The organism is Campylobacter sp. CFSAN093227 (assembly GCF_012897855.1).
Lineage (GTDB): Bacteria > Campylobacterota > Campylobacteria > Campylobacterales > Campylobacteraceae > Campylobacter_D > Campylobacter_D jejuni.
Genome location: NZ_CP040610.1, coordinates 1,481,164 through 1,503,612 on the forward strand (window position 1 = coordinate 1,481,164; position 22,449 = coordinate 1,503,612).

Genomic DNA, 22,449 nt, shown 5'->3' on the forward strand with positions numbered 1-22,449 from the left:
TCAGTAAGCAAAAATTATAATGCTTTATTTAAAAACAGCAAAAGAGTAAAATTAAAATGAAAAATTTAATCACCAAACTAGAAAATGAAGAAAGATTAAACCAAGAAGAAGCCAATGCACTTTGGGATCTAGATCTTTTTACCTTAGGCAAATACGCTCACAAAAAACGCACTAAACTTCATGGAAAAAAAGTCTATTTTAATATCAATCGCCATATCAACCCAACTAATATCTGTGCAGATACCTGTAAATTTTGCGCCTTTTCAGCGCACCGAAAAAATCCTAATCCTTATTTGATGACTCATGAAGAAATCATGAAAATCGTCGATGAAACTGTAAAACGAGAAACCAAAGAAGTGCATATCGTTTCAGCTCACAACAAAGATACAACTTGGCAATGGTATTTAGAAATTTTTAAAATGATAAAAGAAAAATATCCTAATCTTCATGTAAAAGCTATGACTGCTGCTGAAATTGATTTTTTACATCGTCGTTTTAAAATGAGTTATGAAGAAGTGATAGAAAAAATGCTTGAATACGGCGTTGATTCCATGCCAGGCGGCGGAGCTGAAATTTTTGATGAAGAAGTGCGTAAGAAAATTTGTCATGGAAAAGTTAGCAGTGAAAATTGGCTTAAAATTCATAAACTTTGGCATGAAAAAAGCAAGCAAAGTAATGCTACCATGCTTTTTGGACATATAGAAGAAAGACATCACAGGATCGATCATATGTTAAGACTGCGTGATCTTCAAGATCAAACCGGTGGATTCAATGCTTTTATCCCTCTAGTTTGGCAAAGGGATAATAGCTTTATACAAACTGATAAAATCATGGATAGTGAAGAAATTTTAAAAACCATTGCCATTTCTCGTTTAGTGCTTGATAATATCAAAAATATCAAAGCTTACTGGGCAACAATGACTTTAAATTTAGCCATGGTAGCACAAGAATTTGGAGCTAATGATTTAGACGGCACTATAGAAAAAGAAAGTATACAAAGTGCAGGTGGTGCAAAGTCCGCCAAAGGCACAAGTTTAAAAACTTTTATCGATATGATAAAAACTTCAAATCTTATTCCTGTAGAACGCGATAGTTTATACAATGAGCTAAAAACCTACTAAGGAGAAAAAATGAGCTTTTTTAAACTCAAAGAAAACAATACGAGTTTTAAAACCGAAGTTATAGCAGGACTTACTACTTTTTTAGCTATGGTTTACATTATCCCCGTAAATTCTAGCATAGTAGGAAATACAGGAATGCCTATAGAAGCTTTAATCACCGCAACAGCTTTAATTACCATAGTTGCAAGTGCTTTTAATGCTTTTTTTGCCAATACTCCTGTAGCTATGAGTGTAGGAATGGGTTTAAATGCTTATTTTACCTTTGCGGTTTGTTTAGGTCAAAACATAGCTTGGCAAAGTGCCTTAGGAGCTGTTTTTATTTCAAGTATTATTTTTCTCATACTTTCTTTTACGCATTTTCGCCTTTGGGTAATCCGCAATATCCCAAAAGATTTACGCCTTGCAATTTGTGCGGGCATAGGTTGTTTTATTGCATTTTTAGGCTTAAGTCAAATGGGTGTGATAATGCATAATAAAGATACCTTAGTCAGCATAGGAAATTTCAAAAGCCCTCATGTGCTTTTTGGAATTTTTACTCTAGCTTTAATCATCTTTTTTTGGGCTATAAAACTTCGCGGAGCTTTTATTTTGGGGGTATTAGCAAGCTCTATTATTGCTTGGATTTTCCATTTAGACAATGCAAGTTTTCCTGTGCAAATCTTTTCTTGGCCAAATTTTAGCATGGAAAATGGTTTAGGAGCCATCTTTTTACAACTTGACATCAAAAGCGCCTTAAATATTACTATGATACCTATAATTCTTACTTTTTTTATCACTCAACTTTTTGATAGCATAGGAACTATCACAGGTGTGGGTGAAAGAGGAAAGATTTTTGATGATCCCAAAAATGGAGAAAAAAAACTAAGCAAAACCTTAATGGCAGATGCAACAGGATCAGCCTTAGGAGCTATGACAGGCACTTCTACAGTTACAGCCTTTGTTGAAAGCACTACAGGGGTTGAAAGCGGAGGAAGAACTGGGCTTACAGCTTTAGTTGTAGCTATTTGTTTTGCTTTTACACTTTTTTTACTGCCACTTTTTAAAGCCATTCCTGCAAACGCAATATACCCCGTACTTGTAATGGTTGGAATTTTAATGTTTATGGAAGTTAAAAATATAGATTTTAAAGATAGTGCTATAGCTGTAGCAAGCTTTTTTACTATCATCATGATGCCTTTTACTTACTCCATCACCACAGGTTTTGCTTTTGGTTTTCTTTCTTATTTACTTGTAAGAATTTTTAAACGCGAATGGGATAAAATCAATCTTGGCATTATAGTTTTAAGTTTATTATCTTTGGGTAATTTTTTACTTATGGCACTACAATAAATAAGGATATATAATGATATTTTACTCCTATGAAGAATTTAAAGAAGATGTAAAAATTCTTGCTAAAGAAATTAAAGAAGATTTTAACCCTGATGCACTTTTAGCTATAGCAAGAGGGGGGATGAGTTTAGGACACTCTTTAGCAGTGGCTTTAAAAACGCGTCAACTTTTTGCTTTAAACTCAATTCATTACGATAATACGAAAAAACTTGATACTATTGAAATTTTTAACATTCCTGATTTAAGCAAGCACAAAAAAATTCTACTCATTGATGATATAGTAGATAGTGGAGAAAGTTTAGCAGAAATAAAAAAAGTTTTGCTTGAAAAATTTCCTCATATAGAACTTAAAATTACAACCATTTTTTACAAAAAAACCGCTCTTTTAGAGCCTGATTTTAAAGTAAAAGAAGCTACTGAATGGGTGGATTTTTACTGGGATATAAACCTTGATTAAAAATTTGCTATAATTTTACTTTTAAAATTTTTAGGAGTTTTTGCTTGAGAATAAAATTTATATCTTTTATTTTAATTTTTTTTGCTATTTTTGCTTTTGCTAAAGAACAAAATTTAGATGATTTCGAACAAGAATACCAAAACTATCAAGTAAACGATCCACTTTCAGGATATAACAAAGCTATGACAAGTTTTAATGTGGCTTTGTATGATTATGGTTTGCGTCCCGTTCTTAAGGGCTATAACACTATCACTCCTGAATTTATAAGATTAGGGGTAAGAAATTTCTTTGATAATTTACTTGCTCCTTTGCGTTTTGTAGGCAATATTTTGCAGTTTAAATTTGAAGAAGCGGGAGAAGAATTTAAAAGATTTACCGCCAATACCATTATGGGCTTTGGTGGACTTATGGATGTGGCATCAAAAATGGGTCTTAAAAAACATCCCGCGGACTTAGGAACCGTTTTGGCTCACTGGGGTGTAGGAAGCGGTTTTCATATTGTCTTACCTATACTCGGCCCTAGTAATCTTAGAGATACTCTTGCTTTACCTGCAACTTGGTATGCAAGTTTTACTGCTTACATTGATCCTACTTGGGCAAGTATAGCTATAAGTGCTTATGGATTTGGTAATGAACTTAGTTTTAGACTTGATGAAATTGATGAAATTTATCACAACACGCCTAATTTATATCCATTCTTGCGTGATGCTTACGAGCAAAGACGCAATGAACTTAGCAAATAAAGGAAAATAATGAAAAAAATATTTTTAATCTTGACTTTATTTTTTAATGCTTTTGCCTTACAACTAGATGAAATTTCTAGCACTATGCAAAAAAACATTGATGCAAGCTTAAAACTTTTACAAGATAACAAAGAAGACAAAAAACAAGCTGCTAATGGAATTTTTAAACTTTTTGATAGCATAATAGATTATAAACTCATGGCGAAACTCAGTCTTTCGAAAAATTATTCTAAATTAACCCCAAAAGAACAAGAAAAATTTACCACAGCCTTTGAAACAAGTCTTAAAAAAAGTTTTACCGATAAACTCAGTCTTTATAAAGATCAGGTTTTAAAGGTCAAAAATGGTGAGTTAAAAAATGAAAAACGCTATTTTTTAACCACTTCTATGGTAGTAGATGGGGAAGAAAAAAATATCATTTTCAAATTTTACAATGATAATAACAACTGGCTTATTTATGATGTAGATGTTTTAGGTGTGAGTATAGTACAAACTTATAGATCACAATTTGGAGATATTTTAGCCAACCAAGGCTTTGATGCCCTACTTCAAAAACTTGAAAGTATTGTCATAGAATAATGTTTGCAAAGCTTTTAAAGTTTTTTATTTCTCGTCCAAAAAGTACTTTTTTTGGAACGTTGTTTATATGCCTGTTTTTAAGCTTTTTTGCTTTTAAGCTTAGCGTAGATGCAAGTGCTGAAAGTTTACTTTTAGAAGATGATGCAGATTTAAAAACTTTTAGAGAAATTTCAAAACATTATAAAAGTGATAATTTTTTACTTTTAGCCTTCAAACCCTATGATGAAAAACCTTTTTCAAATGAAAATTTAGCCAAATTAAAAAAACTTCATGAAGAATTAGAAAAAGCCCCTTTAGTAGAACGCGTTTTTAGTATCATCAATGCCCCTTTGCTTCAAAGTTCGCAAAATACGGATTTAAAAGAACTTTTAAAAAATATCCCAAATATAGAAAGCCAAGATATAAACCGCACAAAAGCCCAAAATGAAATTTTAAATAGTCCCTTTTATAAAAATAATATCATCTCAAAAGATGGAAAAGTAACAGGGCTTATTATTTACTTAAAGCCTGATACAGTTTATAATAATCTTATAGAAAAACGCGATCTTGCTACCGATGAAAAAGAAAAAGATCAAATTCGTCTTGCCATAAAAGAACATCAAGACAAGCAAAAAGTTATCACGAAACAAAGTCTAGATACTATTAAAAGCATAGTTCGAAATTATGAAAAAAATAAAGATACGCTCTACCTTGGTGGCGTAAGCATGATCGCTGATGATATGATAGCTTATATAAAATCTGATCTTGTGCTTTATGGTGTTTCTCTTGTATTTTTACTAGGACTTGCACTTTATTATTTTTTCCGCTCATGGCGCTTTGTTTTTTTACCTCTTTTTATTTGTTTTATAAGCTTAAGTGCGGCTAGTGGAGTTTTTGCGCTTTTAAATTTTCAAATCACGGTTATTTCATCAAATTACGTTGCTTTGGTTTTAATTATCACCTTAAGTGTAGTTGTTCATTTGATCACGCATTTTATCGAAAGCACCCAAAATCATCCCAAAGCTAAAGTTGAGCGCATAGTGCTTGAAACCTTACTAGCGAAAGCAAATCCTAGCCTTTATGCCATTGTTACAACGATGATAGGATTTTTTTCTTTAATCCTATCAAATATCGAACCTATCATAAAACTTGGCATTATGATGAGTATAGGTATAGGTTTAGCTCTTATCTTTAGTTATTTGTTTTTAGCAAGTATCTTAGTTCTTTTAAAACCAAAAAATTATCATAAAAAAGAGTTTAAATTTAATCTTTTAGCCTTTTGCGCCAAAACCGCTCTTGATCCTAAAAAGCGTCGCATGATTTATGAAATTTCAGTTCTTGCTATAATCTTAGCTTTAATAGGCATTTCAAAACTCAGAGTTGAAAATTCTTTTGTCAATTATTTCAAAGATGGCAGTGAAATCAAAAAAGGACTTTTGGTTATTGATAAAAATCTAGGTGGAACCTTGCCTTTAGAAGTCATCATTCGTTTTCCAAATAATAAAAACGATCAAAATACAAGCAATACTCTTGATAGTTTTGAAAGCGAATTTGAAAATTTAGCCACACAAGAAACTTATTGGTTTGACTCTAAAAAAACACGCATTGCAAAAAAAGTTCATGAATTTTTAGAAAATAAAGAATTTGTAGGCTCGATTTTAAGTCTTAATAGTCTTTTAACCCTAGGGAAAAATATCAACGATGGAAAAGAGTTAGATGATTTTGCTCTTGCGTTTTTAAATGAGAATTTACCTGCTAAATTTAAACAAGACTTACTTTCACCTTTTGTAAGTATAGAGAATAACGAGTTAAGATTTAGTATGCGTATTGTTGATTCTGATCCGAATTTAAGACGTAATGAATTTTTAATAGATCTTAAAAAACAGCTCAACGAGCTTGTAAAAAATGATGGAGTAGAAGTTCAAATCACAGGTATAATGGTACTTTATAATAATATGCTCCAAAGTCTTTTTTCATCGCAATTTGATACTCTTATATTTGTAATTTTAGCTATTTTTATACTTTTTATCATTGTTTTTAGAGATTTAAAATTTTCAGTTGCGGCTATATTGGTAAATGTTATTCCTTTAAGTGTGGTTTTTGCTCTTATGGGGCTTTTAGGTATTCCTTTGGATATGATGAGTATTACTATAGCTGCTATTGCTATAGGTATAGGCGTTGATGATGCTATACATTATATTTATCGTTTTAGGGAAGAAATTAAAAACAAAAGCCTAGAAGAAGCCATTATGATTTCTCACCTTAGTATAGGTTCGGCACTTTATTATACCACAATTAGCATAGTTTTAGGTTTTAGTGTTATGATGAGTAGTAATTTCATTCCAACGATTTATTTTGGAATTTTAACCGTTTTTGTAATGATTTTGCTTTTAAGTGGAAGTTTGTTCTTATTACCAAGCTTTTTAATCACTATTTATTCTAAGAAAACCAAGTTTCCAAACCAACATAAAGAGCATATATTAAAACAATAATAGCTATATATTTTAAAAAATTTTTCATTTTTATCCTTTTGTTAAAATCTTTAAAATGATTTTTGCAAGCTCTAAAGCTTTAAAACGATGAGAGATGTTATTCTTCTCATCCACGCTAAGCTGGGCTAAGGTTTTATCAAAACCCTTTGGAATAAAAAGGCTATCATAGCCAAAACCATTTTCACCTTTTTCTGTATCTATTACTTTTCCATGCATGGTTCCATGCGTACTAAATTCCCCCATCAAACCTACCATAGCAATAGCAGCAACATAATGCGCCTTACTTTGTTTAAAACCTTTTTTTATCATTTCATTTACAAGCTTATCACGATTACTTTTATCATCGCCCTTACTGCTAAATCGAGCAGAATAAATTCCTGGATTTCCTTCTAAAACATCTACACAAATACCACTATCATCACTTAAAACGATAAAATCTTTTTTTTGCTTTTCATCCAAAGCATTAAAAACCGCTCTTGCTTTAATCAAAGCATTTTCTTTAAAAGTTTTTCCATTTTCTTCAATCTCAAAAGGCGTTAAAACTTCATCAAAAGCATAAATTTCAAAATCTTTTAAAATTTCTTTAAGTTCTAAAACCTTATGCTTATTACTCGTAGCTAGGATAATCTTCATAACAAAAGCTCCAAAATAATATCAAAACAAAAATATGATTTTATAAAATTTATCCTTGTGTGTAGCTTTTAAATATCAAATGATAAAGCGATGTTAATCAATGCTTAATCCATTTCATAGTAAAATTATCCTAATTTAAATTTCAAATTTAATAGGAAATTGATAATGCTAAATAATGTCTTACCCTTATCTTTCATAGTTGGAACAAGGTTTTTTGGGCTTTTTATAGTTTTGCCAGTTTTAAGTCTTTATGCTTTAAAACTTGAAGGTGCTAATGAATTTTTAGTGGGACTTTTAGTTGGTGTTTATGCCTTAACCCAAATGATTTTACAAATGCCTTTTGGGATTTTAAGTGATAAAATTGGTCGTAAAAAAACCATGCTCATTGGACTGATTATTTTTATAATAGGCTCTTTAATCTGCTCTTTTGCGGAAAATATCTACACCATGCTTTTAGGAAGAATGCTCCAAGGTGCAGGGGCCATTGGAGCAGTAGCTACGGCAATGATAAGTGATTTTATCACAGAAGAAAATCGTGGTAAAGCCATGGCGGTAATGGGTTCTTTTATAGGACTTAGTTTTGCAGCTTCTATGGTAATCTCTCCTTTAATGAGTGTAAAATGGGGTTTATCTAGCCTTTTTGATCTTAGTGTAGCTTTGTCTCTTTTATGTATAATTTTACTTTATACTGTTGTACCTAAAGAAAATAAAATCACTCATGAAAATGAAAAAACTCCTTTTTTTCATCTTATTAAACAAAAAAATTTAGCCCTTATGAATCTTACTAATTTCATGCAAAAAATGCTTATGAGTATAGCATTTTTAAGCATTCCTATTATTCTAGTAAAACATTTAGGCTTTGCTTCTGATAAACTTTGGATTGTTTATAGCGCTTCTATGGTGGCAGGTTTTATCGCTATGGGCTTTGCTGGAAGTTTAGGCGAAAAAAGAGGTTTAGCTAAACAAATTTTACTCTTAGGAATTGTTTTTTTCATACTTGCTTATCTTTTTTTTACTTTTAGTAATTCTATAGATTTTTTTATCATAGCAGTTGTGATTTTTTTTATAGGTTTTAATTTACACGAGCCTATTATGCAAAGTTGTGCATCAAAATTTTGTAAAGTTCATGAAAAAGGCGCAGCATTAGGGTTGTTTAATGCTTTTGGATATGGTGGAAGTTTTATAGGTGGTATTATCGGAGGGATATTTTTACATCTAGATGCCTTAAATCTTTTAGCTATTATTTTAGTAATTTTAGCTCTAATTTGGCTTGTGGCATTATTTTTCTTAAAAAATCCAGCTGATTTTAAAAACCTTTATCTACCTTTAGAAACACCTTTAAATTTCAGTACTTTTAGTGAAAATTTAGGGGTTGTAGATATTTATAAAAACTCTAAAAATCTTGTTGTTAAATTTGATAGCAAACTTACAAATAAAGAAGAATTAGAAGGCAAAATTAAGATCTAATTTTGCCCCGCAAAACCCATTGCTTTTATCATCACTTTTGCCTTGCAATCTGCACAGCAATAAAGTGTTTTGATTTTATTTTCATCATTACCAAATTTAGGTTTCATTAAATTGGCTATTTTTTCTACAGCTTTTTTGGTGGCAAATTCTTTACCACATTCTATACAGGCAAAAAGCTCATCTTTTGCCATGGTTTGATATTCAAAATAAGAAGCTCTAAACTCCATTCCACTACGAACTAATTTTAAAGTATCTTTTTCGGCACAACTTAACTCACAATACCCACAAGTCGTGCAAAGAGAGGCATTAAATTTCAAAGCATTTTCTTGTTTATCAGCGATTAAAGCTCCTACATTACAGGCACCCACACAAGAAAGACAAAGCGTACAGGTGTTAGGATTAATTTCTACCTTACCATAACGCAACCATTCACCACTTTCTATACTGCCAAAATCTTCATTTTTTATCATTTCCTGCATTCTTTTGGCAAAATTTTCTCTTGTAGTTAAGGTGTTATTATGAAAATCATATTTTAAATCTTGTATGAATTCTTGCTCTTTTAAAACATTTTGCAATTCTTTTTCATCTTTAGCAACAAAAATAGCTTTTTTTTGAAATTTTCTCTCAAAAAAAGTATTTAAAAGTACAATAGCCTCATTGCTACCACGAGATACAAAATCCGTATAAAAAACCAAATTTGCTCCACTATTTTGCAAAAGCGTTAAAAAATGCATAGAAGAAAGCCATTTTTCACCCTCTATCATAAAGGGTAAAACATCTTTTGGTAAAGCAAGATTTAAATTTTCTAAAGACATTTTTTTGGGAATAATTAAAATTTTTTTATCTTTATAAAACTCACAAAGGGTAAAAAAACTTTCTCTTGGCATAGGAGCATAATCAAGCGATCCGCTAGGACACACGCTAATACATCCTCCACAACCCAAACAATCCACTTGAGAAAATTCCAAATGCTTTTTTTCATCATCTTTTAAAATCGCCACAGTAGGACAAATTTCAGCACATTTTGCACAATGCTCACTGCGTCTTTCGTGGTATTGACACACGCTAGCATTATAGCTAATATAAGTTTTATAATGATATTTTGGACTTTTGCTTTGCAAAAACTCTAACAATACTTCAAGATTTTCAAAATTTAAAAGATTATAACATCCACTTTGTCTTGTAAAATCTTTACGCACAACGCTTAAATCCTTAGCTTTAAAAAGCAAAAAATCAAAATCTATTTCCACTTCTTCGCCTTGATTTTTAACCACAGCACAAAGTTCCCCTACACTTCCAAAAACAGCTAAAATTTCTGCACTGCTTAAAGCAATAACCTTAAATCCATGTTCTTTTAAAAACTCTACGGCTTGAGTATCGCTATCTACTAAAATCAAACGATTTTGCACTTCTTTGCTTTGTTCTAAATCAAGCCCCAAATCATAAACGCTAGCTCTTGCTTTATAAAGCGTTAAAACATTTTTACTTTGCTCTAAAATTTCATCTTGAGAATTTTTAAGATAAAAATTAATCTCAGGGGCATAAATTTGTGCTTTTTGATTTTTATCATTGCAAATTAATGCTTCTTTATCATTTGCCTGATCTAAAATTTCAATAGCATCAGGCAAAGGGATTAAAACATCATTTTTTATATAAACAAAATCTTGCATTGTCTTCCTTAATCTCTTTAAAACATCATTTTATAAATTCTATGTTAAAATAACCAAATATTTTCTTAAGGCTTAAGATGAACAAATTTAGAACTTTTCCACAGATTAACACTCTTATTGAAGATGAGAGTTTAAAATCCTATCCTTTTTATATCAAAGCATTTTTTTGTAAAAAAGTTGTCGCAAAACTAAAAGAAAATTTTTCCCAAGATGAAATTTCTAAAGATAAACTACTTTTAGAAATCAAAAAAGAAATCAAAACTTTTTACCGCAAAGATTTACAAAGTGTGATTAATGCAAGCGGAGTGGTTATACACACAAACCTTGGCAGAAGTGTAATCCATGAAGAACTTTATGAAGCGTGTAAAGATATCATTTGTAATTATTCTAATGTAGAGTTTGATTTAGAAAATGGAAAAAGAGGCTCTCGCTATGCTTTGGTATTGGAAAAACTTAAAATGCTTTTTGAATGCGAAGATGCTTTAGTAGTCAATAACAACGCTGCAGCAGTTTTTTTAGTGCTTAATTCTCTTTGTTATGATAAGGAAGTCATAAGCTCAAGAGGAGAACTTATAGAAATTGGCGGAAGTTTTCGTGTGCCTGAAGTGATAAAAGCTGCAGGTGTAAAGCTTTGCGAAGTTGGAACTAGCAACAAAACACACTTAAAAGACTATGAACAAGCTATCAGTGAAAATACCGCTCTAATTTTAAAAACCCACAAGTCTAATTTCGCTCTTATGGGTTTTCATAGTGAAGCAAATATAAAAGATCTACATGAACTAGCAAAAGAAAAAGGGCTTTTGAGTTATTATGATCTAGGTTCTGGCTGGTGTGAAAATTTAAATGAAAAGCTGATTAAAAATGAACCTAAAATCAAAAAACTCGTACAAGAATGTGATATTTTAAGTTTTAGTGGAGATAAACTTTTTGGTAGTGTGCAAGCAGGCATTATACTTGGAAAAAAAGAACTCATAGAAAAACTTAAACAAAATCAACTTTTAAGAATGCTAAGAGTGGATAAATTAACCCTATCTTTTTTAAATGAAAGCTTAAAAGCTTATTTACAAAAAGATTATGAAAAAATTATTACCTTAAAACTTTTAAATGATGACTTATCCTTTATAGAAGAAAAAGCTTTAAGAGTGCAAAAAGAATTAAAATTTCAAACCCAACTCAAAAAAAGCAAAAGTTTAGTAGGAGGAGGTTCTATGCCTGATAAAAGTTTAGATACTTATATACTAACTTTTCAAGGAGATGCTTTAAAACTACAAACTCGATTTAGAAAAGAAAATATCATAGGACGCATTGAAAATGATGAATTTGTTCTTGATTTTAGAACTATACGAGAAAATGAACTTCAAAAACTTATTCTTACAATTAATCAAATGGAAAACTTATGAAATCTGTTATTATAGGAACCGCAGGACATATTGATCATGGAAAAACTTCACTCATTAAAGCTTTAAATGGTTTTGAAGGCGATAGTTTAAAAGAAGAACAAGAAAGACAAATCACCATTAATTTAAGTTTTTCAAATCTTAAATTAAAAGATAAAAACATTTCTTTTATCGATGTTCCAGGACATAAAGATTTGGTTAAAACTATGGTAAGTGGAGCTTTTGGCTTTAGTGTTTGTTTATTTGTCGTAGATATTAACGAGGGTTTAAAAGAACAAAGTTTAGAACATTTAGAAATTTTAAAAATTCTTGATATTAAAAATATCATTTTAGTGCTTAGCAAATGTGATCTTTGTGAAAATATAGAGCAAAAAAGTGTAGAAATTTTAGAAGAGTTAAAAAATTTAGATTATCCCATTTTAAAAGTATTTCACACCAGTATAAAAAATAATCAAGGCATAGAAGAATTAAAAAATTATCTTTATACCATAGAAAACAAAGAAAACGATGAAGAACTGATTTTTCATTATTATATCGATAGAGTTTTTTCTCTAAAAGGCATAGGAACTGTCGTTACAGGCAGTCTTAATGAAGGAAGCATCACTTTAAATGAAAAAATCATCTGTTTAGACACTCAAAAAGAACTCATTGTTAAAAATATACAAAACCACGATACCAATCTAGAGCAAATCAAAGCTTGTAACCGTGTGGCTTTAAGTTTAAATTGTGATTATAAAGAGTTGAAAAAAGGTTATTTGCTAAGCAAAAAAGGTTATTTTAAAGCCTTTAAAGAATGCGATGCTTTAGTTAAAGCAAAAAATTTACAAAATAGCAAAATGATTTTTTGCGTGGGTTCAAGACAAATAGAATGCAAAATAAATATATTAAAAAAACTAGAAAATGATGAATTTTTTGTGCATTTTAGTTTTGATAAAAATGTATTTTTAAGTTTTGATGAGGCTTTTATTTTATTACAAAACAATCGTGTTATAGGCGGTGGTAAGGTTTTAAATCCTTTAAGCGAACCTTTAAAAAAAGAACAAAAAAATAAATTTTTAATGTTTTTGAAAAATAAAGATTTTAAAGCGGCTTTTTCTTTCTTAAAAGACGCACACAAATACGGCTTTGGCTTGCTTTCAAGTTATCAGAGATTTAAACTTTCTCATCAAAAAGCATTGAAATTAGCAAAAGAATTAAATCAAGTATTTGTTGATGAAAAAAATCTTAATGTATATCATTTACAAAGTCTAGAAGAAATTAAAAATTTCATCAAATTCATACTTGAAAAAAATCCTTATGCCATGCTTTCAGCACATTCTTTAGCTTTAAGGATTACTTGGGCAAGTGAAAATTTTTGCGAACTCGGGCTTAAAGAGATGTCAAATTTATTGGATTTTCAAAATGGAATTTATTTTAAAAAAGGCATAGATTTTGAAAAACTTCGAGAAAAAAATAATAATCAATTATATGAAATTTTAAAAAAACAAGGTATTAAACCCGAAGCTCCTTATAATCTTTATGATTTTTTAGAACTTGATAGAAAAAGCGGAGATAATATACTCAAAAAACTTACCCAAAAAGGCTTAGTTGTAAGACTTTCACACAATCTTTTTATAGAAAAACAAGCTCTTGAAAAACTTATGCAAGAATGTTTAAATTTATTAAAAAATCAAAATCTTGATGTGCAAAGTATGAAAGAATATTTTAATCTTTCAAGAAAATATGCTATTGCTTATTTAGAATACTTAGACAAATTTCCTCAAGTAAGCAAAGAAGCTGAAAAAAGATTTTTAACAAACATTTAGAAAATCATTATAGAATTAAACATAATTTATTTAAAGGATTTATAAACTATGAAAAAATTAAGTTTAATTCTTGCCTGTTCAGCATCTTTGTTTGCTGCAAGTAATTCAGAAATTAGTGATTTTTATTCAAAAAGCATTAAAGCACAATTTCCAAATACTACCGTTAGTGTATCAAATCGTCAAAAGGTTGGTAATACGGGTTTTGAAAGTGTTATTGTAAGCGTTGAATTAAATGGACAAAAACAAGAAAACATTCTTTTTACAAAAGATAGTCTTATTACCCCTGATCTTATCGACTTGAAAACGGGAATTTCTTATGCTCAAGAATATGAAATGAAAAAATTTCAAGAAGCAAGAGAAAATTTTACAAAAAATGCTAAAGCTGTAGCACAAAAAGAAACCATGGTAATAGCTTTGGGAGATAAAAATAAACCTGCAATTTATGTTTTTTCAGATCCTGAATGCCCTTATTGTAGAGAACATTTAGCTCAAATTGATGATGAACTTAAAAACTATCAAGTTAATTATATTTTAACTCCAGTACATGGAAAATCTGCTTTTGAAAAATCCGCTCTAATCTACAAGGAAGCAAAAAAAGCAAAAAATGATAAAGAAAAAATCGCAATTTTAAACAAATACTATGATGCAAATATCAAAAATTATCCAAAAGTAAGTGATGCAGAATTAAAAGAAGTTTTTTCCTTATATGAAAAATATCGCTCATTAGGTCTTAGCGCTACTCCAACTATTATTAAATAAACCTAATGTCTAAAATTACTTTAATTTTAAGCTTTTTTATAGCACTCTTTATGAGTGCTTGCACCAATGCAACTTTCATACAAAGCTTTATTCAAACAAGCAATGAAGGCATTTTTATCAGATCACAAAAACAACAAAGTTTTAAAATTTCCTTTCAAAATCCTAGCCAACTTCGAACTACTTTGGATAGAGATTTGGCTTTAAAACTTAAAAATTTAGGCTTAAAAGAAGTAAAAGAGAATGCAGATTATTAAATTTTAATCAATCTTGTAGATATGAAAAAGCATTCTTATGCCCAAAAAATCACAACTTCAGCAAGATTTTTTTATGATTTTGATCCTTTGGAAAGTGATGGAGAATGGATGGTAGAAAACTACTATACTATGCAAGTTAATTTACAAATCAACTCTAAAAATCACAATTCTCAAAAAACAAGTCTTCTTGCTAGAACAGCTTATCTTGGAAATAAAGAACGCTGTCAATTATCTTTAGAAAATAAAATTATAAATCAAATAGTGAGTTTTTTTTATTTTTAAGAAAAGACAATCAAGAGTATAAAAACTCTTGATTTTAAGAATTATTAAGCAAAATAAGGTTTGATTTGTTCTATCCAAGCATCAATTCTTGATTCAGTTTGATCCTCTTGATTATCATTGTCAAGAGCAAGTCCAACAAATTTACCATCTACAACCGCATCACTTGCTTCAAATGTATAACCATCAGTTGAAACTTCTCCTACCAAATTTGCACCTGCATCTTTTAAATTTTGAGCTAATTTACCCATGCCACCACAAAAAGTGTCAGAATAACTTTCACTATCACCCATACCAAATACAGCTACAGTTTTTCCACCAAGACTAAGCCCTGAAAAATCAAAACCATCCCAATCATCTTGTAAATCACCACTTCCCCAAGTTGAAGTTCCACAAATTAATTTATCGTAAGAATTCATTTTAGCTGCATCAATATCTGAGATATTAAAAACATCACTAATTCCAAGTTTTGAAGCAATTGTATTAGCCGCTCCTTCTGTATTTCCCATAGCACTACCATAGATTACTGCTACTGACATTATTTTCTCCTTATAATTTGTTTGATATTTTATACGGAACTAATTTTAACATAGTTTTGTTTAAATCACACAAAAAATGTTTTATTTCAATAAAATGTGTGAAATTTTTGTTACGCGGACAAACAATATAAAATTTTTCAAAATTGTTTTCTTTTATTAAATTCAATAATTCATGAATTTCATTTTCAATTTTTAAATTATATGTATTAATCTCTTTGCAAAGTGGTAAAATTGCAAATTTCTTATCTATTATAATAAGATCACCATCTTGATCTATATTTTTTTCATTATTTTGAAAAGAAACCTTATCATAAACATAAGAGCTAAATAAAATTTGCGCATCAAAACAAATGCCATAAAGATAAATTCTTAAAAGTCTTAAAAAATCGACATTCTTAGATATTTTAGTATTAAAAATCAAGCTTTTTCTTTTTTGAAAGCAAAAAGCGTATGCATTAAGCTCGATATTTATATTTTGAATCTTACCAAATGAAACATGCATTATATCATGTAAAAAATTTTCAAATATCATTTTTAAACTCTTGGTATTTTTTGCATATAAAAGAGGAATTTTTAGATCGCTATCAACGCTCGCATTATATTGAGTTAAAAAAGTCAACATAAGCTCTTGATTGTTTAAATAATGATAAATTTGTGGTATAAATTCTCGCTTATCATCAAATCCAAATAACATCTTTAACCTTTATAGCAAGAAAATTCTTTATTAAGATTAAAAATTTTACAATATTCACAATACACACAACTTACACTTCTTTTTGCACAAACTAATGGAATTTTACGCTTTTTAGCTTCATTTTTGATTTTTTTCATAGTATTATGATTTAAAAAGCTTGTTAACATTACTATACATTCTGTATCACAAGGAATCGGCTTGCGATTAACTCTATTTTCATTACGCGCATCCCAGTGTTCTATTTTTTTAGCACCTAAATCATGTAAAACAGCTCTAATAGGAGTGATTTCATCTGCACCAATAACCAAAACTGACATAAATTCTCCTTTGTGATTTTTAAAATATATTTTGATAATTATTATTATAATATAAAAAAACTAAATTTATTTTGAAATTTATTATCAATAAAATGCAATTATTCAGTTAATTTTAATTTTTAATAGATATAATTTACCAATTAATAAAATTTATTATTTAGGAGAAAACAATGAAAAAATTAACTAACGATTTTGGAAACATTATAGCCGATAACCAAAATTCATTAAGTGCAGGCGCAAAAGGACCTTTGCTTATGCAAGATTATCTTTTGCTTGAAAAACTTGCTCATCAAAATAGAGAAAGAATTCCAGAAAGAACCGTTCATGCCAAGGGAAGTGGGGCTTATGGAGAAATAAAAATCACCGCTGATTTATCTGCTTATACTAAGGCAAAAATATTTCAAAAAGGAGAAATAACTCCTCTTTTCCTACGCTTTTCTACTGTTGCAGGTGAAGCAGGTGCAGCAGATGCTGAGCGTGATGTACGTGGATTTGCCATTAAATTTTACACCAAAGAAGGAAACTGGGATTTAGTAGGAAATAATACTCCAACTTTTTTTATCCGTGATGCGTATAAATTTCCTGATTTCATTCATACTCAAAAAAGAGATCCAAGAACTCATCTAAGAAGTAATAATGCTGCTTGGGATTTTTGGAGTTTATGTCCTGAAAGTTTACATCAAGTAACCATTCTTATGAGCGATAGAGGAATTCCTGCAAGTTATCGTCATATGCATGGATTTGGAAGCCATACTTATAGTTTTATTAATGATAAAAATGAAAGATTTTGGGTGAAATTCCATTTTAAAACCCAACAAGGGATTAAAAATCTTACCAACCAAGAAGCTGCCGAGCTTATAGCAAAAGATAGAGAAAGTCATCAAAGAGATCTCTATAATGCTATAGAAAATAAAGATTTTCCAAAATGGAAAGTTCAAGTTCAAATTCTTGCTGAAAAAGATATAGAAAAACTTGGATTTAATCCTTTTGATTTAACAAAAATTTGGCCTCATAGTCTTGTGCCTTTGATGGATATAGGCGAAATGATTCTAAACAAAAATCCTCAAAATTATTTTAATGAAGTTGAACAAGCTGCCTTTAGTCCAAGCAATATCGTTCCTGGAATTGGCTTTAGCCCTGATAAAATGTTGCAAGCTAGAATTTTTTCATATCCTGATGCACAAAGATATAGAATAGGAACTAATTATCATCTTTTACCAGTAAATCGTGCAAAAAGCGAAGTGAATACTTACAATGTCGCTGGTGCTATGAATTTTGATAGTTATAAAAATGATGCTGCTTATTATGAACCAAACAGCTATGATAATAGCCCAAAAGAAGACAAAAGCTATCTTGAACCTGATTTAGTCTTAGAAGGCGTAGCACAAAGATATGCTCCACTAGATAATGACTTTTATACTCAACCAAGAGCTTTATTTAATCTTATGAATGATGATCAAAAAACTCAACTTTTTCATAATATCGCCACTTCTATGGAGGGAGTTGATGAAAAAATTATCACTAGAGCTTTAGAACATTTTGAAAAAATTTCACCTGATTATGCAAAAGGAATTAAAAAAGCTTTAGAAAAATAATTTTTACTTGCCACTTTTGGTGGCAAACTAAAGATTATAATAATTAAGGAAAAACAATGACAACTCTTAGTTTAGAAGAAGAAAAAAGATTTGAAGAGCTTTGCAAAATGGCTTTTAATTTTGCAAGAAATAATGAATGTGAAAATCTTAAAATCATGATAGAAGCAGGTTTAAATGTAAATTTAAAAACTCATAAAGGCAATAGCTTGCTTATGCTTGCAGCTTATAATAATTCTTATGAAAGCGCTAAAATGCTTTTAGAAAAAGGTGCAAAAGTAGATGAAAAAAACGATCGTGGACAAACCCCATTAGCGGGAGTTTGTTTTAAAGGATACTTACCTATGTGTGAACTTTTAGTTAAATATGGAGCAAATATTGATGAAAACAATGGTTTAGGAATGACACCTTATACTTTTGCTATTATGTTTGGACGCAAAGATGTGGCAGAATTTTTACTCAAAAAATCTAAAAATAATTTTTTAAAGAAAATAAGCCTAAAAATACTAAAATTTATCAAAAAATTTTAGTTATTTTTTAAATTTCTTCAGATACCTATAGACACTAGGTTCTGAAATTTTTAAAAATTTTGCTACGATAGGAACCGCCCCTTTTATATTAAAAATACCTTTTTCATATAGCTTTTCAGCAATTTCTTCTTTTTGAGTAATGCTTAATTGATAATCAGAATTTAAATAACTAGAATCTACGCTTTGAACTAAAATATCCTCTATCGAGTGACTTAATGTTTCTATACTTGAATCATTTTGAGAAAAACTAATATTTCCTAAAATATCACCCATATCTCCAATTTTTTCTAAATCAATCATCTTGCATATTAAATCTCTCATAATGCTAGTATCATGATTGATACACAAAATACCTACTAATTTGTCATGATTTTTAATAAAAAAAGTAGATCCTCTAATTAATTTTGATTTTCCAACAAGAGCCTTATAATCACATAAAAAATCTTTTTCTAAATATTTTTTATTTTGCATAAGCTCACTTGCAAAAGCAGTCAAGGGAGAATCTAAACTTCTTCCACTAATGTGACTGTTAGCAATTGCTGCAATATAGGCCCCATCTTCAGTAATTACATGAAAAACTATCTCATATTGCTCACCTAAAACTTCTCCTAAAAAATATGTCAACTTTATAAATTGTTGTTTTTGTCCCTCATCCATAAAACTGCCTTCAATAAAAAATTAATATAATATTAAATTCTACTCTTTATACTTTAAAACATTTCTTAAAAATAAAATTTTATTATTATGATAATAAACTATTGACAAATTATTATTGTAGTGATAAAATGCATTCTGCTTAATCTATATTTAACAAAGGAGAATTCATGTCAAACTATCCAAAAGCTATTGGTCCATACTCAGCTTACAGAGAAGCAAATGGACTTTTATTTATATCAGGACAACTTCCTATCAACCCTGATTCAGGCGAAATAGAAAGCCATGATATCAAAGAACAAACCAAACAATCTTTGAAAAATATCGGTGCTATTTTAGAAGAAAATGGTATCAGTTATGATAAAGTGATTAAAACCACTTGCTTTTTAGCTGATATTAATGATTTTATAGCATTTAATGAAATTTATGCTGAATTTTTTAAAGATCCTTATCCAGCAAGAAGTGCTTTTGCGGTAAAAGATCTGCCAAAAAAAGCTAAAGTAGAGATAGAGATTATCGCTCAAAAAGGCTAAAATATGCTAGGTATTGTTTTATCTCTATTTAGCATTTTTTTACTTGTTTTTATGCTTTATAAAAAAATCAATGCTCACATGGCATTGCTTTTAAGTGGTTTACTTTTACTTTCCTTAGCTGCTATTTTTGGACTTTCTCCACACATTGTCGCTAAAGGTTCTTTAAATTTAGGTTTTTTTGATATTTTTCAAGTTTTTAATCAAACCATGTCAAGTACATTAGCAGGGCTTGGACTTACACTTATGACTATAGCAGGTTTTTCTGCTTATATGGATCATGTAGGGGCTTCTTATGCACTTTTTAAAGTTTTTGAAAAACCTTTAAAAGCTGTAAAATCTCCTTATGTTTTACTCATAGTTGCTTATTTTATCGTGCAATTTTTAGTTCTTTTTATCCCTTCTCACGCAGGCTTGGCACTTTTACTTATGGTTACTATGTATCCTATACTTGTACGCTCTGGTGTTTCAAAGCTTTCTGCCTTAAGCGTGATTGCTATTTGTCAATATATCAATCATGGACCTGGGAGTGGAAATGTGATCATGGCGTCAAAAGTAGCTGAAGTTGATCCTGCAATTTATTTTGTTCATTATCAACTCCCTACGACTTTACCTATCATTATAGCTGTAGGTATTGCAATATATCTTTGCAATAAATTTTTTGACAAAAAAGATAATTTTGTCTTCAATGCACAAGAAATTGAAAAAGAACTAAATGAAAATGAAGGCAAAGAAAAAGAACTTAAAAAACCTCCTAGAATTTATGCGATTTTACCTATAATTCCTTTGGTTTTAATCCTAGGATTTAGTTCAGTACTCGATAGCATCTTGGTTTTAATGGGAATAAATAGTGCCCAAGAAGTCAAAGCAGCTGCTAGTACCGCAATTAAAATGAATGTTCCAGTAGCAATGGTGATTTCAACTTTTGTGGCTATTATTTTTGAAATGATACGCTATAAAAGCATAGTAGAAACTCTTAATTCTATTATGATTTTCTTTAAAGGAATGGGACATTTATTTGTTATCACAGTTTCACTCATCGTTTGTGGTCAAGTATTTGCAAGTGGTCTTTTATCTGTAGGTTTTGTAGATACTTTAATAGAATTTTGCAAAAATGCAGGATTTGGAGTTTTGGCTATTATTATCGCTGTTTCAATCTTACTTGCGGTTTGTGCTTTCTTAATGGGTTCAGGAAATGCGGCATTTTTTAGCTTTGCTCCACTTATCCCAAATATAGCAAAACACTTTGGAGTTGAAACTATCACTATGATAGCACCGATTCAAATCATGACGGGCTTTGGAAGATGTGTTAGTCTATTGCACCAGCGATCTTAGCTATCTCAGCTATTGCAAGAGTAAGTCCTTTTGCCGTGGTTAAAAGAACAGCTATTCCTATGCTTGTAGCGGCTATTGTAAATGTTATTATGACTTATATCTATCTTTAAAAAGGAGAAAAAATGAACTCAAAAACTAAACTTATTCATTGTGGCAGAGGCGATCAAGGCGCTGAAGTAAGATCAGTCAATCCTACACTTATGCGTGCATCAACCATACTTTTTAAAGATCACGCAACTTGGCAAAAATACAGAGAATTAAGAAAAACAGATCGTGTTTTAAGTTATGGAGCTAGAGGAACAACAACCAATTTTGAACTTGAAAAACTTATTTGCACTCTAGAGGGTGGTTATAGAGCACAACTTTTCCCAACAGGACTTGCAGCATTGGCTATGGTGCTTTTAAACTATGCAAGCAAAGATACACATTTTTTAATCACTGATGCAATTTATGGGCCTGTAAGAACGATTTGCGAATTATTTTTAGAAAAAATGGGCATTGAAATTGATTTTTTAAAAGCTGATGCAAGTGATGTAGAAGAAAAAATCAAACCTAATACCAAGCTTATCTTATGCGAAAGTCCAGGTTCTATACTTTATGAAATCATAGATTTACCAAAACTTTGCAAAATTGCCCATGCGCATAATATCCCTGTAGCTATTGACAATACTTATTCTAGTGGATATTTTCTAAATCCTTTAGAACTTGGAGTGGATATTTCAGTTATCGCCGCTACAAAATATCTTAGTGGACACTCTGATGTAACCATGGGTATAGTAGTAATCAACGAAAAAGAATGGAAAAATTTTGACAAACTTCCAGAAGCTTTAGGCTTTACAACAAGCCCTGATGATGCTTACTTAGTACTTCGTGGTATGAGAACACTAGATGTAAGAATGAAAGCTCATGAAAAAAGTGCTGATGAAATTGTAGAGTTTTTACAAAGCAGAAAAGAAATTAAAACAATTTTCTATCCAAAACTCAAATCCCACTCAAATCATGAAATTTTCATGCGTGATCATAAAGGTGCAAATGGTATGATTACCATAGAATTTGCAGAAGGTTATAACAAAGAGGATGCTATTAAATTTGTAGATAAACTAGAATACTTTTCAATTGGTGCTAGCTGGGGTGGATATGAAAGCTTAGCCACCGTAACTACTCCGCCTAGAACTGCAACAGACCTAAGTGCAAGAGGACCATTTGTAAGATTTCATATAGGTCTTGAAGATACTAAAGATTTAATTGCTGATTTAACACAAGCTTTTGATAGTATTAAAAAATAAGGAGATAA

General features: G+C 30.1%; 20 protein-coding genes and 2 pseudogenes. 16 read left to right on the forward strand and 6 right to left on the reverse strand.

Annotated elements, in window-relative coordinates; translation table 11 throughout:
* Nucleotides 1-56 precede the first annotated feature (56 nt).
* Genes mqnE through FBF06_RS07730 form a run of 6 tightly spaced genes read left to right on the forward strand, consistent with a single transcriptional unit; the run spans nt 57 to nt 6,700 of the window.
* Nucleotides 57-1,121, forward strand: a complete 1,065-nt coding sequence (mqnE, locus tag FBF06_RS07705) for an aminofutalosine synthase MqnE (RefSeq protein ID WP_002856525.1) — start codon at nt 57-59, stop codon at nt 1,119-1,121.
* 9 nt (nt 1,122-1,130) lie between these two features.
* Entirely contained in the window at nt 1,131-2,450 is a 1,320-nt protein-coding gene (locus FBF06_RS07710) for an NCS2 family permease (protein WP_002856518.1), read from the forward strand.
* A 13-nt stretch (nt 2,451-2,463) separates the two neighbouring features.
* Nucleotides 2,464-2,907 (forward strand): phosphoribosyltransferase family protein, encoded by a 444-nt coding sequence (locus tag FBF06_RS07715; protein ID WP_002852389.1) that lies wholly within the window; start codon nt 2,464-2,466, stop codon nt 2,905-2,907.
* Between the two features lie 44 nt (nt 2,908-2,951).
* Entirely contained in the window at nt 2,952-3,650 is a 699-nt protein-coding gene (locus FBF06_RS07720; protein WP_002859657.1) for a VacJ family lipoprotein, read from the forward strand.
* 9 nt (nt 3,651-3,659) lie between these two features.
* Complete coding sequence (locus FBF06_RS07725; protein ID WP_002852394.1) at nt 3,660-4,229, forward strand: phospholipid-binding protein MlaC; 570 nt, start codon at nt 3,660-3,662, stop codon at nt 4,227-4,229.
* Nucleotides 4,229-6,700, forward strand: coding sequence for an RND family transporter (locus FBF06_RS07730; protein WP_168977616.1), 2,472 nt, complete (start codon nt 4,229-4,231; stop codon nt 6,698-6,700). Before FBF06_RS07725 ends, FBF06_RS07730 begins: the two co-directional genes overlap by 1 nt.
* A 30-nt stretch (nt 6,701-6,730) precedes the next feature.
* Here the strand turns inward: FBF06_RS07730 and rdgB are convergent, their stop codons facing one another.
* Nucleotides 6,731-7,333 carry an RdgB/HAM1 family non-canonical purine NTP pyrophosphatase gene (gene rdgB / locus FBF06_RS07735; RefSeq protein WP_002884160.1) on the reverse strand — a complete coding sequence of 201 codons (603 nt, stop codon included), beginning with the start codon at nt 7,331-7,333 and terminating at the stop codon, nt 6,731-6,733.
* A 165-nt stretch (nt 7,334-7,498) separates the two neighbouring features.
* Here rdgB and FBF06_RS07740 point away from each other — a divergent pair, with 165 nt between their 5' ends.
* Nucleotides 7,499-8,800, forward strand: a complete 1,302-nt coding sequence (locus FBF06_RS07740; RefSeq protein ID WP_002884159.1) for an MFS transporter — start codon at nt 7,499-7,501, stop codon at nt 8,798-8,800.
* Here the strand turns inward: FBF06_RS07740 and FBF06_RS07745 are convergent.
* Nucleotides 8,797-10,470, reverse strand: a complete 1,674-nt coding sequence (locus FBF06_RS07745) for a 4Fe-4S dicluster domain-containing protein (protein WP_002918081.1) — start codon at nt 10,468-10,470, stop codon at nt 8,797-8,799. The genes FBF06_RS07740 and FBF06_RS07745 overlap by 4 nt on opposite strands.
* A 77-nt stretch (nt 10,471-10,547) precedes the next feature.
* Between FBF06_RS07745 and selA the strand changes: the two genes are divergently transcribed.
* The 4 genes and pseudogenes from selA to FBF06_RS07765 all read left to right on the forward strand — a co-directional run bounded on the left by selA (nt 10,548) and on the right by FBF06_RS07765 (nt 14,967).
* Nucleotides 10,548-11,870 (forward strand): L-seryl-tRNA(Sec) selenium transferase, encoded by a 1,323-nt coding sequence (gene selA, locus FBF06_RS07750; protein ID WP_002856163.1) that lies wholly within the window; start codon nt 10,548-10,550, stop codon nt 11,868-11,870.
* Nucleotides 11,867-13,672, forward strand: coding sequence for a selenocysteine-specific translation elongation factor (selB, locus tag FBF06_RS07755; RefSeq protein ID WP_002864227.1), 1,806 nt, complete (start codon nt 11,867-11,869; stop codon nt 13,670-13,672). The genes selA and selB overlap by 4 nt, the downstream gene beginning before the upstream one ends.
* Nucleotides 13,673-13,720: 48 nt before the next feature.
* A complete protein-coding gene (locus tag FBF06_RS07760) occupies nt 13,721-14,431 on the forward strand; it encodes a DsbA family protein (RefSeq protein WP_002868471.1) in 711 nt (236 codons plus the stop codon).
* 5 nt (nt 14,432-14,436) lie between these two features.
* Nucleotides 14,437-14,967: pseudogene (locus FBF06_RS07765) on the forward strand (hypothetical protein).
* Nucleotides 14,968-15,011: 44 nt separating this feature from the next.
* On the opposite strand, the gene fldA reads toward FBF06_RS07765, so the two are convergent.
* From fldA to FBF06_RS07780, 3 genes are read right to left on the reverse strand one after another with little or no spacing between them, the layout of a single operon-like run.
* Complete coding sequence (gene fldA, locus FBF06_RS07770; protein WP_002859666.1) at nt 15,012-15,503, reverse strand: flavodoxin FldA; 492 nt, start codon at nt 15,501-15,503, stop codon at nt 15,012-15,014.
* 10 nt (nt 15,504-15,513) lie between these two features.
* Entirely contained in the window at nt 15,514-16,197 is a 684-nt protein-coding gene (locus tag FBF06_RS07775; protein WP_002923870.1) for a hypothetical protein, read from the reverse strand.
* Between the two features lie 2 nt (nt 16,198-16,199).
* Entirely contained in the window at nt 16,200-16,514 is a 315-nt protein-coding gene (locus FBF06_RS07780) for a DUF2325 domain-containing protein (RefSeq protein ID WP_002855637.1), read from the reverse strand.
* Between the two features lie 170 nt (nt 16,515-16,684).
* Between FBF06_RS07780 and FBF06_RS07785 the strand changes: the two genes are divergently transcribed.
* Together FBF06_RS07785 and FBF06_RS07790 are read left to right on the forward strand one after the other, a co-directional pair.
* Entirely contained in the window at nt 16,685-18,109 is a 1,425-nt protein-coding gene (locus FBF06_RS07785) for a catalase (RefSeq protein ID WP_002864222.1), read from the forward strand.
* 56 nt (nt 18,110-18,165) lie between these two features.
* The gene (locus FBF06_RS07790) at nt 18,166-18,636 is read left to right on the forward strand and encodes a Cj1386 family hemin-binding protein (protein ID WP_002864221.1); all 471 of its coding nucleotides are present in this window, start codon (nt 18,166-18,168) and stop codon (nt 18,634-18,636) included.
* Here the strand turns inward: FBF06_RS07790 and FBF06_RS07795 are convergent, their stop codons facing one another.
* On the reverse strand, nt 18,637-19,293 hold the full coding sequence (locus FBF06_RS07795) for a transcriptional regulator (RefSeq protein ID WP_002858310.1): 657 nt from the start codon (nt 19,291-19,293) through the stop codon (nt 18,637-18,639).
* 167 nt (nt 19,294-19,460) lie between these two features.
* Between FBF06_RS07795 and FBF06_RS07800 the strand changes: the two genes are divergently transcribed.
* The 3 genes and pseudogenes from FBF06_RS07800 (at nt 19,461) to FBF06_RS07810 (ending at nt 22,441) form a co-directional block, all read left to right on the forward strand.
* Nucleotides 19,461-19,823 carry a RidA family protein gene (locus tag FBF06_RS07800; RefSeq protein ID WP_002862060.1) on the forward strand — a complete coding sequence of 121 codons (363 nt, stop codon included), beginning with the start codon at nt 19,461-19,463 and terminating at the stop codon, nt 19,821-19,823.
* A gap of 3 nt (nt 19,824-19,826) precedes the next feature.
* Nucleotides 19,827-21,265 (forward strand): annotated as a pseudogene (gene dcuC / locus FBF06_RS07805) (C4-dicarboxylate transporter DcuC).
* 12 nt (nt 21,266-21,277) lie between these two features.
* On the forward strand, nt 21,278-22,441 hold the full coding sequence (locus tag FBF06_RS07810; RefSeq protein ID WP_002901821.1) for a PLP-dependent aspartate aminotransferase family protein: 1,164 nt from the start codon (nt 21,278-21,280) through the stop codon (nt 22,439-22,441).
* The last annotated feature ends 8 nt before the right edge of the window (nt 22,442-22,449 follow it).